10 protein-coding genes are annotated in these 15,393 nt (G+C 38.9%); 9 read left to right on the top strand and 1 reads right to left on the bottom strand.

The window, feature by feature from the left end; genetic code table 11:
• Nucleotides 1–294: 294 nt before the first annotated feature.
• From AC50YG_RS30800 to AC50YG_RS30765, 8 genes are all read left to right on the top strand, one after another.
• On the top strand, nt 295–1,473 hold the full coding sequence (locus tag AC50YG_RS30800; protein ID WP_494832551.1) for a site-specific integrase: 1,179 nt from the start codon (nt 295–297) through the stop codon (nt 1,471–1,473).
• Nucleotides 1,474–1,929: 456 nt separating this feature from the next.
• Nucleotides 1,930–2,142: a hypothetical protein gene (locus AC50YG_RS30795; RefSeq protein WP_494832549.1), complete on the top strand. Its 213-nt coding sequence runs from the start codon at nt 1,930–1,932 to the stop codon at nt 2,140–2,142.
• Nucleotides 2,143–2,377: 235 nt separating this feature from the next.
• Nucleotides 2,378–4,105 carry a TOTE conflict system archaeo-eukaryotic primase domain-containing protein gene (locus AC50YG_RS30790; protein WP_494832547.1) on the top strand — a complete coding sequence of 576 codons (1,728 nt, stop codon included), beginning with the start codon at nt 2,378–2,380 and terminating at the stop codon, nt 4,103–4,105.
• A gap of 148 nt (nt 4,106–4,253) precedes the next feature.
• The gene (locus tag AC50YG_RS30785; RefSeq protein ID WP_494832545.1) at nt 4,254–6,533 is read left to right on the top strand and encodes a hypothetical protein; all 2,280 of its coding nucleotides are present in this window, start codon (nt 4,254–4,256) and stop codon (nt 6,531–6,533) included.
• Nucleotides 6,534–8,232: 1,699 nt separating this feature from the next.
• On the top strand, nt 8,233–8,601 hold the full coding sequence (locus AC50YG_RS30780) for a lactococcin 972 family bacteriocin (protein ID WP_494832543.1): 369 nt from the start codon (nt 8,233–8,235) through the stop codon (nt 8,599–8,601).
• A gap of 66 nt (nt 8,602–8,667) precedes the next feature.
• Nucleotides 8,668–10,848, top strand: coding sequence for a DUF1430 domain-containing protein (locus AC50YG_RS30775; RefSeq protein ID WP_494832541.1), 2,181 nt, complete (start codon nt 8,668–8,670; stop codon nt 10,846–10,848).
• A complete protein-coding gene (locus tag AC50YG_RS30770; RefSeq protein WP_494832539.1) occupies nt 10,845–11,462 on the top strand; it encodes an ABC transporter ATP-binding protein in 618 nt (205 codons plus the stop codon). Before AC50YG_RS30775 ends, AC50YG_RS30770 begins: the two co-directional genes overlap by 4 nt.
• Nucleotides 11,463–11,501: 39 nt before the next feature.
• Complete coding sequence (locus AC50YG_RS30765; RefSeq protein ID WP_494832537.1) at nt 11,502–11,696, top strand: bacteriocin-like WGxF protein; 195 nt, start codon at nt 11,502–11,504, stop codon at nt 11,694–11,696.
• Nucleotides 11,697–12,204: 508 nt separating this feature from the next.
• On the opposite strand, the gene AC50YG_RS30760 is transcribed toward AC50YG_RS30765, so the two are convergent.
• Nucleotides 12,205–13,347, bottom strand: coding sequence for a site-specific integrase (locus tag AC50YG_RS30760; protein ID WP_494832535.1), 1,143 nt, complete (start codon nt 13,345–13,347; stop codon nt 12,205–12,207).
• Nucleotides 13,348–13,784: 437 nt separating this feature from the next.
• Between AC50YG_RS30760 and AC50YG_RS30755 the strand changes: the two genes are divergently transcribed.
• Nucleotides 13,785–14,915 (top strand): hypothetical protein, encoded by a 1,131-nt coding sequence (locus tag AC50YG_RS30755; protein WP_494832533.1) that lies wholly within the window; start codon nt 13,785–13,787, stop codon nt 14,913–14,915.
• Nucleotides 14,916–15,393: the final 478 nt, after the last annotated feature.

Raw genomic sequence — 15,393 nt, 5'->3', positions numbered from 1 at the left:
AATGTTAACTCTCTTGTATATGGTAATGCTTTTGTGACGCGGCCTTCCCGCTTTGCGATGCGGGTATACGTTCGGCGTCTGGAAAATGACCTAATATATGTAGTAATTCATGTAAAATTCACAAATGGTTCGTATCTGTTCGTGTTTTGGTGTTGAATAATTGACAGACTGGAGTAGCAAATGTTTTAATTGTTTTGAAATTATTGAGCTAGTACTAAAAGCGTTTGATCGTTCTTCATTGGACGATCAGGCGCTTTTTTTGCGGCCAAAATGAGGTAATGGAGGACTGTTAATATGCGGGGATGTGTAAGTAAAAGAGGATATAGCTGGTGTTACGTCGTTGAATTCGGTCGTCATCCGGAAACAGGACGCAGGCGTCAGAAAAGTAAATCCGGTTTTGGTTCAAAGGCAGAAGCTGAGAAGGCACTTGCCAAAGTCCTGCATGAGCTTAACACGAATACGTATATTGAGCCTACAAAGGATGACGTAGCGACTTACATGGCTTCATGGCTGGCACAGAAGAAAATGAGCATCCGACCAGGGACATACAAAACTTACCGCTGGTTAGTGAACTTTCACATCATTCCACGTCTGGGTCACCACAAAATGACTAGCTTAGCTCCACAGCACCTTGTTGAAATGTATGATCAGTTGCTAAATGGAGATCACAAGCTATCGGCTCAAACCATTACCCATCTCCATAAGGTGCTTCACGATGCAATGGAGACGGCGGTTCAGTGGGAGGCGATAACGAAGAACGTTGTTAAGCTGGTGAAACCACCGAAGATACCAAAAGCCGAAACGAAAGTATGGGACGAGGAAGAATTGGGTCAATTTCTAACGTTTACAAAGGGCATTCGTTATCACATTATTTTTATCTTGGCCTCTACAACTGGCATGCGTCGCGGCGAGGTTCTCGGTTTGAAGTGGGAGGACATTGATCTGGAGAAGCGTAAGCTTATCGTCCGGCGATCATATACGCAAGGAGATAGGGGATATATCTTTCAGGAGCCTAAGACGGCATCAGGGATTAGAACAATTGTTCTTTCTCAAATGACGGTTAATGCTTTGATGAGGCAAAAGGAAATGCTTGAGGAAGATAGGAAGAAAGCCGAGCTGGCAGGGAAGGAATATAAAGACTTTGGTTTGGTTGCTCAAACAAAGAATGGTATGCCTATTAATCCAAGTTTTTTGGAGGCATGTTGGCGTGAATTAATTCTAAAATCAGGGTTAAATAGGATTAGATTCCATGACTTGCGCCATAGTCATGCTAGCATTTTTCTAAAATCTGGAATTCATCCAAAGGTGGTTAGTGAGCGGTTAGGTCACTCCAGCATTCTTATCACGCTAGACAGGTATTCACACCTTTTTCCCGCGCTGCAAGAGGATGCGGCCAAACAGCTAGATGAGATGTTGTCAATAGTAGAGCGTGGAAGTAAGGATGATATTCATATGAGGGAGCAGAAGAAATAATGCCAACTAACAATGCTTGAGTACAGACATGATTAGAACGATTGTAGGTTGCTTTTTCTCAAGAAAATTCATTTTGAGGTATCTTTGCATAAACAAAATAGCCGATGCCTTCCTGATAATCGGGAAGGCATCGGCTATTTTTGTGTTTGCCTTTATCTAAATAAATCGCTTGTCGTCTAAACGCCGCAGCCACCGTGCCCCGTGCAGCTATGGCCTAGATACCTCGTTAGCGGGTATATTGATGTATGCAAAAAATCGTAAGAAGGGATCAGATACACTATGAAAATCTTGTTCAAATTTATCCCAAAGATTACAGTTATAAATTTACAGTTTTACCCGACACGCTTTGCAAGCCGCCGCGAGGGGCCTCCGTAAAGGGGCTTTTCAAGCTCCGCTACCAGCGGATATAATCAATGTCTAAATAGCCAAACCGACTAACCAATAAGGGGTGTTACAGTGGGAAAAGAATACATGGTGGTTCAAATCTCAGGTAATATGGTTGAATTAGTAACTGTAAACGTATCTAAAGAAATTATAACAGCTGTAGTAGAAATCAACAAGCAAAGAGCCGAGATTATGCTTAGATTTTCTGATATTGTTTTGAAGTGCCATTCTCATGTTGTCCATGATAAAGAAAATGACTTTGCTATCTTAAGGTTGAAAACGTGAGCTGTCAGCTGAAATCAAGCCACAGTATAAAAGACTGACTGAGGGCTGCTCATTCGGAATATTTGAATACTCTCTTGGCGAGTGGACAACAAAGCAAAAAACTATATTTTAGTTGATAATTTATAAGAAAATATTGAATTGAATATATTGACTCAATGAAATTATGCGTTATACGATTAAATGTGACAAAATATTACTATTTTTGTAATAAAGAATATGGTGAGTGGGTGAATATATGGAAATAGAGGGGCAATTAAAGCTTCTTTGTGAACGATTTGTCAATCGCACCGATATATATGCTGAACATCACAATGGGAATAAGAGTAAATCAGGTAAAGAACTAAAGTGGTTGTATGCTAAACACTTAGATACTGGAAAATATAAAGAAATGACAGAATACAATAATCCTCTAATTCGTCATTTGGGCTCAGGATATCAGTTTGGAACAAGTTCTGCAGACTCGGAGGGGCTTTCAAAATTTTTCCTAATAGATCTTGATGATAAAGGTGGCAAATCCCAAGAACAGCTTTACAAGGATTGCACAGCCATTGTCCAAGAAATGAATCTGCCATTTTTAATGGAGCGTAGTCGGGGTGGGAAGGGGATTCATATTTGGTATTTTTTGAAGGATAAAGTACACAGTGGAGCTTTGAGCCAGCTCATGCAGGAAGTGATTAGTAAAGTCAAACCTGTTACCGCTATCGATTTAATACCTAAAAAGGCTGCTGTACAAGGAGGAGCCTTACCGCAAATCGCTGGTATCCCCATGTGTGGAAGCCGACTTAAAGAAGGATGCACTGCAATTCTTGATCCTGAGACTTTTTTGCCATTGTCAAATGAGAGCGCTTGGGAACGAATCAGGGACGTGGAGCTAATATGCTTGAACCATCCCCTAATTGCTGAATGTATTCAGAGATTTAATTCAAATATTAGCCGTGACATAAAAGGTAGATCTGAGACGGTTGGTAATACGATAGAAGAGAAAGCAAGATTATGGGATGAGTTAACGCGGTTACCGAATCAATTTGAACGCATGCAGCAATGTGATATTTTTAAAGCTGATCCTAATCTATTTAATAACTTTGCATGGATGGGGATTATCAGCAATATAGCATTGTACGGTTCAATAGCGGATGAGCTCGCCCATGAGGTAAGCAGAGGGTATGACCGCAGAATAATAGATAATGATCCAAATAAGGTATATGACCAAGAAGAAACTGAACGGATGTTTCATACAAAGATGGATGATCTCAGGCGTGGGATGCCCAGGCCAATGAGCTGCTCGAAAATTATGGACGAGAGCGGATGGGAATGCCCAAGCTATTCAGCAGGAACCTGTCATCACAGATTTATTGCAAGATTTGGCCTACCAGCACTTGAAGATCCAGAGTTACAGCCAATTGATTCAAACACGGTAAACATTATAAAGCGGATGAAAGAAGGGAAGATATTCTCTTATTACAAGCAAATGGTCCTTGTAAATACAGAGTACCAGATGATGAACGGAGAGGGGAAGTGGTGGGCTCAACGGATTTGGAGTAATGGCAAATCAATTGGTATTAAAGAGATAGATCATCATGTGCTGCTCTATCATTTGCTGGGTGGAACTACAGTTAAAATCCGTAAAAGTTACAATGGTCATGTGAGGTGGACTATTATTTCATCCAGAACTATCGAAGAAATGAATGTAGTTAACGAAAAGCTTAATCGAGCAAATTTTAATGTATATAACGATCAAAACACTGAGACGCAGGAATTCCGAACCTTTATATTCTGGAATAGCATAATTAAGGAGTCATTTGCTTTAGAGATCATTCATGAACGTACAGGAATGGATTTGGCGCTTATTATTCAGTTGGACTGGGAAATAGCCCCTTTTAGTGTTCGTACTGTCCTTGAAGGAGGTGAGGTAGCCATCGAGCAATTTATAAGGCTTAAGCTCAATGATCCATTTAAAAGTTAAAGTAGCTGTTTTATCCGTACGCCCCGAGCGGCGCGGCAACGCCCTCGGCGGCTCTCTTATTAATTTTATGGGTCGATTTTATCACAGGACGTAGCTGTTATCAAGATAGTTTGCACCTAATCAAATGAATGAGGGGAAGAATACACATATGGAATTTTACCAAAAACAAATTGTAAACTTGGAAGTTGAAACTTTAGATGATCAGCAGACGAATTTTATTCAAAACCTTGTAAGCGACAACTCCTTATCTATCATTGAACAGGAAGAAATCATGGAGCAGTTTGTAGAAAAGGCGCTAAAACTATTGCCTACATTTGATAAAGAACAGTTTGATAATCAGCACTATAATGAATTGCGAAAATATTCGGCTAGAAATGTTTTAGCCACGGGCATGAATCCAAGTGAATTTCGGAGACTGGTAAATGAGGCTAAGACAAAGGAAGATATGGAAATGCTAATTTCTCTGGAAGGTCACTTGGCAGAGGTGCTAACGGAGATCGAGGATCGTTCATTGAAAAAAGATTATATAGAAATGATTGTAGAACAAATGATTGCGATTGGCGTGATTAACAAGTCTGAACGAAAAATCATGATTAAGCAAATAGCCCGTGAACATGGAGAAGTACAAGCTAAAAAAACTCGACATGAAATTCAGCGTGAATCAGGAGGGTACTCTATTCTTACTGTTAACCCTAGTGGCAGCGTGTACTCCAAGCAATTCACTAACTTTGTGTTTGAGAATGTTCGTGAAGCATATAGTTCACATCGCAAAGACCTTACCTTATTAATAGCTGATTTACAGGTAGAAGGGGTGACTATAGCACGTAATATAATTATTGATGCCGATTCACAAGCAGATAAACTTAAATTGACCAAACTTATAAAGTCGCGTTCACCGAAAGCATCATTTGTAAGATGCGGTTTTAATGAGTTTGAATCTATGATGCAATATGTGGCTAGCGAATCTGTTCGACAGATCTTCCTTGAGGATTATACAGGTATGTATCAAGACAAAGATTCTGAACTGTACTACTACATTGCGAACAATGGAAGTGTAGGGCATACGTATATTCTTCCCAATAACCTCAACAAAACAGTGAATGATCTATCCATTGTGCAAGGAGAACTGCACTTGGAAAGTAAAGTCCATGTGAGAAATGTGCTTTCCGATGCATCTTGGCATGATTCGGCACGCAAAATGTTGGATATTGTACCAAGAGCAACGAAACATTATAAATCAATGATGATTCTTGCTTGGTTTTTATCTTCTTTAATTAGTCCATGGTTGCACAAAAAACGAATCAACCTTCCAATGTTGATGTTATATGGTGCCAAAGGTAGTGGGAAGACAACAATCTTAGACTTAGTAGCGAGTTTCTTTGGAAATATAGCAAACGAAGATGTCTCAATGGCTTCAAGCCCGCAACCCATTTATCAAGCTGTAGCTTCAACTAATGCGTTTCCTATCATCAGCAAAGAGTATTCGGAGACAAATCCCAATAATAATAAGATCATTGATTTGTTAAAACTGTTGTATGATCGTTCGGTGTATAAGCGTGGGAATCTTGGGTTTAATAATTCATATAGATTACAAGCGCCATTTGTCATGCAAGGTAACTATCAATGTAATAATGATGCTGTACAAGATCGGATGATACAAATTCTCTTTACAGATGCGGATAAGGGTTCATGTGCCCGTGAAATCGCTGAGACACTGCTTAAAGCTTCAGATAATCGTCTATTTATTGAAGGATACTTACCATTCCTTATAAATAAGCAAGGGGAATGGGAGAAATGGCTAGAGCAATCCATGAAGCTTGTTATGATGGATCGTAATGGTGCCAGTGGGCCTAGCGAAAAACAGTATGAATCACGTGAAATAACAGTTGTTACGGCAGTTACTGTGGGATTATTTATGATTCAAGACTTGCAGCGGCATTTAAACGTGGAATCTCTTAAAGAAGACGAAATGCAACAAATTGTTCATGCATTATTTGAATCACGCAAAAATAACCAACAAGTATCTATGGAAATAGAGTTTTTGGAATATCTGCAAGACTTCCACACCACTAGCCCACTTCGTGACCTTTATGACTATGTCGAAGGAGAGGTTCGTTTTGTACAGGGACCAGTGTTGGCACAGTATGAACGGTATTCAAAAGATCAAAATAAAAGTTTCTCCAAAAAGATTCTGCTTAACGAATTAAAGAAAATGACAAGTGTCGAGACGAGTAAATCGGCTAGGGTCAACAATAATAATTGCAAATGCATTGTTATTCAGTCAACAGAACTAGATACGCAATCTGAAGGAGTTTTTCCAGCAGATCGCTGGCGGGACCCACGTGGGTTTGAAAATTCCGTCAATGATTTGATCAGTTTGCCTACTGAGGTAGGAACAACGGATGAAGATACCGAGGTTGTTAACTAAGATACCTGTAGGGCTTGTTCAGACAAGCTTTGACTAAGGCGTTGGCCATGAAATGAGGGTGACTAATTGGTTGCCCTCATTGTTCTAGTTGCATGCAAAGTTTAAATTGTCACCTCTGTCACTTGTTGTCACTCAACAGAGGTGACAAGGTAAGACCCGTAGTCCACGGTGTGCGAAAACGTCCGTCACTTTGTCACTTCTTTTTTAATAATATATATTTAAGGAAGTTTGCTTATCAACTGGGAGACCGTGGGTTCAAATGAGGGAAAAAGTCATTATAGGTTCAACGCAGAGGTGACAAAGTTACAAACACAAGTGGTCCCCCTTGTACAGATTCATGAAGGCGTCACTCCACATCGTCACTGCAAGGTTACAAGGTGACAAACTATTATGCGTTCGGTCCTTGTGATTTGTCGGGCTCGGTGGTTCCAAATGGATAGGCTTCTCCGAGCCACGAAGGGATACTTTCCTCGTTTTTTAGGTTTCCATGGCTACTAAACCACCATGAAATTGCTAAAGTCCAAGGGAGGTACCGTCCTGTGGCTCGGACGAGCTAAGAAGTTATGTCACATATCCCACAATTTCTGTAACCGATAGCCCCACCATGGCCCATGGCCGCGTGGATATATCGTTAATAATGTAGCTTAAAAAGTTTTGTTTTTCAACAGTTGCGCTATCCGTATAAATATCCGAGCATATCGTTTAGTAATGCTCGAAGCTCTCAGATCCATGCTTGTGGCTGGATAAACAAAACGCATGATAAAAATATAGTTCTGAGCCCTTTTCTCTAAAGTATATCTTAATCGCTTTTGAGAAAAGGGCCCATGTTTATCTGTTGATTCACTGGAATTCTAAACAATTAGAAACCACTCAATGTGATATTAGATAATTTGCAGCATAAGTTGTGATTGTGTTTGGTATTCAAAAAGTGCTGAGTTTTGCAACAACGAATTTTACCTCTATACAGCGTAATAGGAGGTCTATAAATAGATCTTTCACGGAGCTTCTAAGTGGATAATTCCTTGTAAAGCAGCGAATCCTGCGGCCTCGCGGATCTGGTAAGCCTATTTTATCCACCTCTCCCTATCAAATTAGTTTTACTTGCTTCACACACAATGGATTCAAAACTAAACACTCTTAATGTTCAACGAACAAGGAGGGATATCGGTTTCTTTACATATTTGTCTTTTGCTTTAGCTTGAATCTGCTCCGTGAATGTTTTTGTAAAGATCATCGAAAGCCATTTACTAAATAAAGAAGTCAGTGCATTCTTGCTTGCGAATTAATCCATTTTATGGGCTATGGACAGGCGATGCCTAAAACCATGATCTACAAGACATTTTAACATCCATATTTAAGGTTAAAAGAGAATATAAGATTATTAAGAATGTATTTATTGAAAAAACAATGAGACAAATAACCTATTTACAAGGAAAAATATAGTTGATATACTTTGAAAGTCGACTTGGTAAATATTTCTTATAATATACCATTTTTTTCTGTGGGGTAAATTAGACCAAAATACCAGCTGGCCTTTGGCAGTGAGCTGGTATTGGATCCGATAGTCTAGCAGTTTTATTCTACAAATGGTAGAGCTGTTGGCGCTAAATCACAGTTGGGTGGCATATGTCAAGTTCGATGATCAGCTGGCCAGCTATCATAATTGAGTGTTAACATATTATTTGGAAGAGTGTTATTAATGAAGAAGAAATTGATTGCGCTAACAGTTGGGGCACTACTTATTCTCCCAGTAGCTGCATTCGCAGAAGTAGTTGACGAAGGTCCTACATCGGGGTTTTTAAATATTGATGGGCAAAAAGGAAATGGCGGGTTTCAGTTATTCTCTCTAGTGACTGAGAATGTCGGTGGAGGTTTTTGGGCTCATGGTTTTTATGATGATGCCCCAAAACATTTCTCAGAGTATTCACATAAGTCTCTAGTTCATAGTGCAGCTGCTGGAAACTATAATGGCAGTATTTCATCCGGATGGATTCAACCAGGGTATCTGGCTCAAGCGATTTGCGTTGATACTGCCTGGGGAAATACAGTCAACTGGGCCATTCAATAAATTGAAATAAATAGATTTGCCAAAAATATTTTTGGCAAATCTATTTTTCTTGAAGGAGTCTGCTGTATGAAAGTAAATTATGTTTTTCTCTCCATTTATGTTCTGGCGTTAACCTTATTTGGCTTCAGTTTCACTTTAAACCAACAAGCAACGAACCTGTTAACGAAAGATCATTTTGTTATGGAAATAAACTTTAAAGACACAAATCAAAACAATGAACTTGATTTTATTAGGCTTTTAAAGGATTTTTCGGTGAAGGAAGGCGTAAATATATCGCAGTATAATTTTCTTGATGAGCATACACTAAATATATACTCTTCAAATATAGAAAAGGATCCAAATGTACACTTAGAAAGTGGTTCTTGGCCTAAGTCAGATCAATTTATAGCAAATAATAATGTAATAAACGATAAACAAATCGGACATGTTTCTTTTCCAATATCCATGTGGAAGGTACGTTATTATAATTTTGATCAAGTCAGTAATGTTGGAGTGGGTAGTACCTTTTATGTGTCATCAATAAATCCTAGTATAGCAAAGAACGCTTCCGTAGCCTTTTCACATTTTGCGGATGTGAAGTTCCAACAGGTAAGTCTGAGCCCTATTATGTTTGTTGATAAGACACTATTATACTTGATGGTATTCGCTACATTGATTCTTTTTGTCCACATCTTTTTTCAAATTTATAAGGGCCGCAAACAGATATATTTGAATAAAATATGGGGCTATTCTTTCATGCAATCTTATTTCTCTATGTTAAATCAAATGCTCAAAACGTATTTCTTTATTATTTCTGGACTTGGGGCGCTTCTAGTTCCAGCCGTTTTTCTTTATCATCAATCTCACTTTTGGTTTGCTATTTTGATTACATTTATTGCTATCGCCTTTTTTTCATTATTCTTAATCTCGGGAATGGTATTGTTTTCAGTCATATTTATTGATCGGTCATTTTTTGGCAATGTAGCTTTGAAAGGTAAGCCACCTTTTGAAAACTATCAACTGGCATCAATCATTATGAAACTATGTACAGTTTTAATACTTCTATTCATTATTAACTTGTCACTTTCCAGCACAATGGCACTGAAACAGAATTTGGATAATATATCGTACTGGAAACATACAAAAAATATGTATCAGATAAGAGTTCATCTTCCCAAAACAAACGGTGACTTAACTAAGGAGAAAATTGTTAATGATAAAATTAATAATTTTTATCAATTATTGAAAACGGAAAAGAATGCTTTTGTAATTAATGCGATGCTATTTTTAAACAATGAATCACGCGCAGATAAGAGTCCTATTTTTACATATGAACTAAACACCAAGGGAGAAGAGCAAATTTATGGTCCATATGGTAGGAGAATTGATATAAATGAAAACTATTTATTGTACAATCCAATTGAAACTGCTAATGGGAAGGAAGTGCTCGAACAAATCAACCCTGATTCTAATGTGTTGAATATATTAGTTCCTGAACAATTTAAAAAGTACGAAGGCTTAATTCGTTCTAATTATAAAGGGTATTTTTATTTCCAAAAGGTGGATATACCTAATATTTACAATAAGGCAATAGATAAACCATTGAATACAACCTCAGAAGACGAATTAGATATTAATATTATCTACACGAAAAGCAATCAACTGTTCTTTACATACAACAGCAGATTAGGTTCATTACAAGAAAACAACTATATTAAAGACCCAATAGCAATAATAATTAATAATAGTTACGATTCCTCTACAATTACTGCGAATGCAACATCGAGTTTGTTTTTTGAGGATAGTTCGCAGGGAGAAGCGTATAACAGTCTTATTCCATTACTAAAACAGTCTGATACGCAGGAATATATACATTCAGTGGCTTCTGTTTATCAAGAACAAGGTGAACTTATAGCAAGTTTGTGGAAGAGTTTTATTCAGCAGCTCGTCTCGATTTTAATGATGACTGTATTGTCAGTGTTATTCTTAGTCATTTATATATGGAGTTACTATAAAAATAATATTTATGAACTTAATTTGAAATATTTATTCGGATATTCATACTGGGATCGGAATAAATCATTAATACTAATTATGTTGTGTGTTTATACTTTCAGTGGCATTATTACTTTATTGTGTTTCAAAGATATCGTAATTATTTTTGCTGCTTTGGTGCTTATATGTATTGAGATTTGTTTAATATATATCTTCACTAAATTCTTCAATTCTAAAAACACTTCAAAAATTATTAAAGGAGAAGGTATATGATTCAACTAGAGAATGTTAGCAAATCATTTGATGGGAAAAAGGTATTATCGGATTTGTCCGTATCCATCTCGAAAAATGAATTTGTTACCGTCATGGGGAAAAGTGGATCAGGAAAAACCACACTATTAAATTTAATTGGTTTGTTAGATGTCCCGGATAAAGGAGATATTAGAATATTGGATTATTCAAACCCGAAACCAAAAGACATCGAAAAATTAAGAAGGTATCACTTTGGATATATATTTCAAAATTATGTGCTCATGGAAAATAAAACTGTGGAAGAAAACCTTCTTCTTTCTACTAAGTTTCGTCTCAAATTGAGTCAAGATGAATTAAGGCATGCTCTAAGTCGTGTTAAGTTAGATGAGAGTTATTTAAAGAAAAAAGTATACCAATTAAGCGGCGGGGAGCAACAGCGATTAGCCATTGCAAGAATTATTATCAAACCATGTGACATTATTTTTGCGGATGAACCTACAGGGAATCTAGATGAACATAACAAAAAAATTATCCTCTCCCTATTTCATGAGTTACAGGAAGAAGGCAAAACTATTATATGCGTAACTCATGATAGAGAGATTGCTGAGAATTCGAGCAGAATTATTAATTTATAGGTCTTTCACAAACAAAATATTTCTAGGAGGATATAACTTATGATAAGGGCTTTAGGATTTTCATTTGTGAACTGTTTATTATTTATTGTAGCAGGTATCATTCATCGAATAGTAATTAGATATTCCAATTTACCTGCAAATAATGCTCCGATTTATTGGGGCGCTTTTGTGGGCATATTTTTCTTGGTTTCATTGGTTGTCTTATTAATTTTCAATCCCAAACGGTCAAAGTAATCTAAACCGCTGGTGATTCTATTGAACTATAACTCCTTGAAGGGTAGATGCCGGCTCGCCAATCACGGGAGCAAAGAAATTTCCAGAGGCAGCTAGGTATCTGCTAGAATTTGTTATCCGAGGTTGCATTTTTTGGGTTATAAGGGGCATGTTACGTTTGATTTGTTCTTGTCACCCCAGCGTGTTGTGCCTGCCCATCTACAAAACTGACGATAACATACCATGCTTCCGTCACACAAAAAGCTATTTCTCGTGGCCTCAAGGCGTGCCTAGTCACTGCAACCCGCCGAAGTTAACCACAAGGGAAATACCGTTCCGTGTCACAGTTGGGAATGTACTTTCAGTTTCACCACCTTTGGCCACTAGCAGTTTCAAAGCTTATTGTTCTTGCGGTACCCAATGAAACTAGAGTCCTGATCGCTTTTCTCTATATCATATGCTGAGCGTCGTAGAGAAAAGCGATCATTTTGTATTCAATTTTTAGGAACTCCGAGTAATAAACAACCACCTAACGTTGGGTCAAGTGGCTAGGAGATAGCATTTGATCGAGCGTATCAACAATTCCCTCCTCCATTCGTGGTAGTACGTGAGCATAAACGTTTAGTGTCATGCTGCTTGTCGAGTGCCCAAGCCTTTGCGAGATGGCTTTTATTCCTATTCCATTTGCCATTAGTAGCGTCGCATGGACATGCCGAATGCTGTGGAAACATACCCGTGTTATTTGCTCTTTATATATAATGCGTCGAAATTCCTTGTAAAGACTTCGAGGGTTTACAAAGTTTCCTTGCCTCGTATGAGCAATAAATTCCATCTGTTCATTAAATAGTCGAGTCTCTCCATCTATTTGCAACATTCTTCTGCTGCTGAGTGCCTCCATCACCGCTGGTGGCAAAGCTATACACCGGTTGCTGGAATCCGTTTTTGGTTTGCCAACTTCATATCCTTTCATAGCTTTTGTTATGGATTTAGAAATGGTTACAGTACCTTGTACAAAGTCAATGTCCCTCCATTGAAGGGCAAGAACTTCTCCCAACCGCATTCCCGAGCAAGCGGTTAGAAGGAATGTGGAGTAAAAGCGGGAGTCTCTAGCTGCTATTAGGAACTGGCTAAGCTCTTCTACTGTCCAGCAGCGGATCGCGGTTTTGCGAAGGCGTGGAAGTTCAGCATGCTCGGCTGGATTTTCTGTTAATAGCTTTTTGCGTACAGCGAACCTCAGACCTTGTATCAGCAGCCTATGGGTGTAGCGAATAGTTTGAGGCGAGAGTTTCATTTCCTTTCTCATCTGCCTGTACATCCATTTCACGTGGAGGACAGTCAGTTTAGAAAGAGGGATATTGCCCAATTGCGGTTGGATATAATTTTGAAAGTAGGAGTTATAAGCCTTATAAGAGCTAACACTGATATTTGCTTCTTTTTGAAGCAGCCAGGCTATAAAGAAGCTTCCTACGGTCTGTGTCGAGCTGGGGACCAGTAAACCATGACCTCGATCAAAGTGGCCTTGAACATAGGCGGCCTCTGCTTCTTCGCGCGTCGTAAAGCCACCCCTGGTATAACGTTGCTTCGTTCCATCAGGCTTCTTTCCAAGAGGAATAGAGAATTCCCACTTCTGATTTTGCTTGCGAAATCGAATATGACCGTTTAAAGCTCCCATTTACAACAACTCCTGTATGTATTTTATTTCCATTTTATCATCTGATAATATACTCACACAATTATGGGCAGGCGTTTCTATAGGGATGGCATGTACAAAAGAATAGCAGGTTAACAGCATGATGTTGCATGCTACTGTGCTTTTTCAACGGATGGAAAGAGACTGAGGAATATTCATTGTGGTGATGCCCAAGGGGAAATATAATGAGGTAGAGTTTGTCCCACATGAAAGCAAAGAGCATAAAAGCATCTCCAACCTCTAAATAGAAATGAGCTCACAATGGAACCATCCCTGATGTAAGTGAAGTTAATCGTTCGGTCTCTAAACAAATATGTAAAGTGATACGGGTGACTGCATATAAGAAGCGATTTAGGGAACATCCATTATACCAAACATGCAAGCTAACGAGGAATTCACCCAGAGGGGGATTGCTGAATATGGAAAGGATAATGACCAAGTCTTCTATTCAACGGGCACATAAACAGAAGCCTAATAACGACAAGCTTCCCGCAATAGGTTGTGACTACAGAAAAGCTTACAGTAAGTTTCTTTTGTTGTTGTATACATTTGATGGACTAACGTGTCGGCAAATAGCGGGCTTATTAGGCCTAAGTATTAAAAATCCACAGACAGTAAGCCGATATATGCAAGCCTTTAAAGAGTTTGGATGGGTTGCAGATGTACGTTTAGCCAGCGGGCGGGTTTACTGGCATATCTTGCCGAAAGCGATAAGGTTACTAGAGCGAATATTTGCTTTTGAGAATGGGTTGGGGGATCGAGTGTTTGAGCAGCGAAAAGGGACGTATAGGCTGCCTGAAGCGGGTAGTATGGAGAATTATAGGCCGAAATATTCGCCTAAACATGATGCCTACGTGTCTGATGTGTTATGTAGAATGATAGAGGCTTGTCCAAAAGAAGGAGGAGTGGAGAAAGCGTATGGCCCGATTGTCACCAAAATGCTATATCCAACGACGAAGAGTACAGTAATCGGGAACAGGGATGTATCATATAAAGAGCCGGTGTATTGGCCGGATGGGTTCCTGCAAATACGAATCGGCAGTGAAAGTCTAGGAATCAATATCGAAATGGATACATCCAGGCAGAATTATGTCACGCTGATTGAGAAGGTGAGCAAGCTACGTATATTTGCTCATTTAAACTCGAAGCTGTGCAAGATAGATCAACATGTCATTATGTTTGTGGTGAAGCAGGGTAAGAAAGGAACTAACCGACCCAGCCGCATTGCAGATTTATTTAACCCTGAAGTCCCGACGGACGATGATAGTTTTAGCGAAGGAGTTCAAAGAGAGCGTGCAGCCTTTTTCAAGGGAAATGCCGTTGCGCCGTTGGTTATTGCTTCAACTTTGGAGGAGGTATTGGAGGGGAGTCGGCCTTACGAGAATTCTGTTTGGGCATCCAGCCATAAACAGGGTTTTCTTTTCGATTTGAAGAGCATTATTCAGTGGCGGGGTGGTCATGTGGGGGGAGCAAGGATGGTCCATATAGCTAGTTCGGAGTGGATAGAAGCTTTAAAGGCAGAGAATATAGAACATATTTGGTGGAGATGAAGGAGCCCATGTGATAGGCTCCTTTTTGATTTACATATTAAAAAATTTGAAGAGTTCATCGCGAACCCGTTGATCAGGTGCTAGTTTATCAAGGTAACTCGCAAAAAATTTCTTTTCTCCTTCAGTCCAAGGCCTACTTTCTTCTGTTTCAATGGTTGTAAGATAATCTGGATAACAGTTAGGGCAATCACACATGTAAATTCACTCCTTAAAATTTTGGGTGAATTTTACATTATGGATACGTAGCCTGTCAATATATTTGGAAATAGAGGGGAGCCACCAAACTTTGACGTTTGGTGGCTCCCCTTAAGTGTTGTTTCTATTCAAGATAAACGACAGCGGTGCCAAACACCTCAGCCGAGAAGATGGGTCTGTCAACAATTTTGTGTAAACTCTGTTGAAGCAAAAGTTAACGCAGGTGCTGACTGATCCGTTCAGGGAAAAAGACGGAGAGCTGGAGGAGCATTTGTCCCCAATT

The sequence above is a fragment of the Paenibacillus sp. J31R34 genome (genome assembly GCF_059383715.1).
The sequence above is the reverse complement of the archived record's forward strand: the minus strand, read 5'-3'. Positions and strand labels throughout refer to the sequence as shown.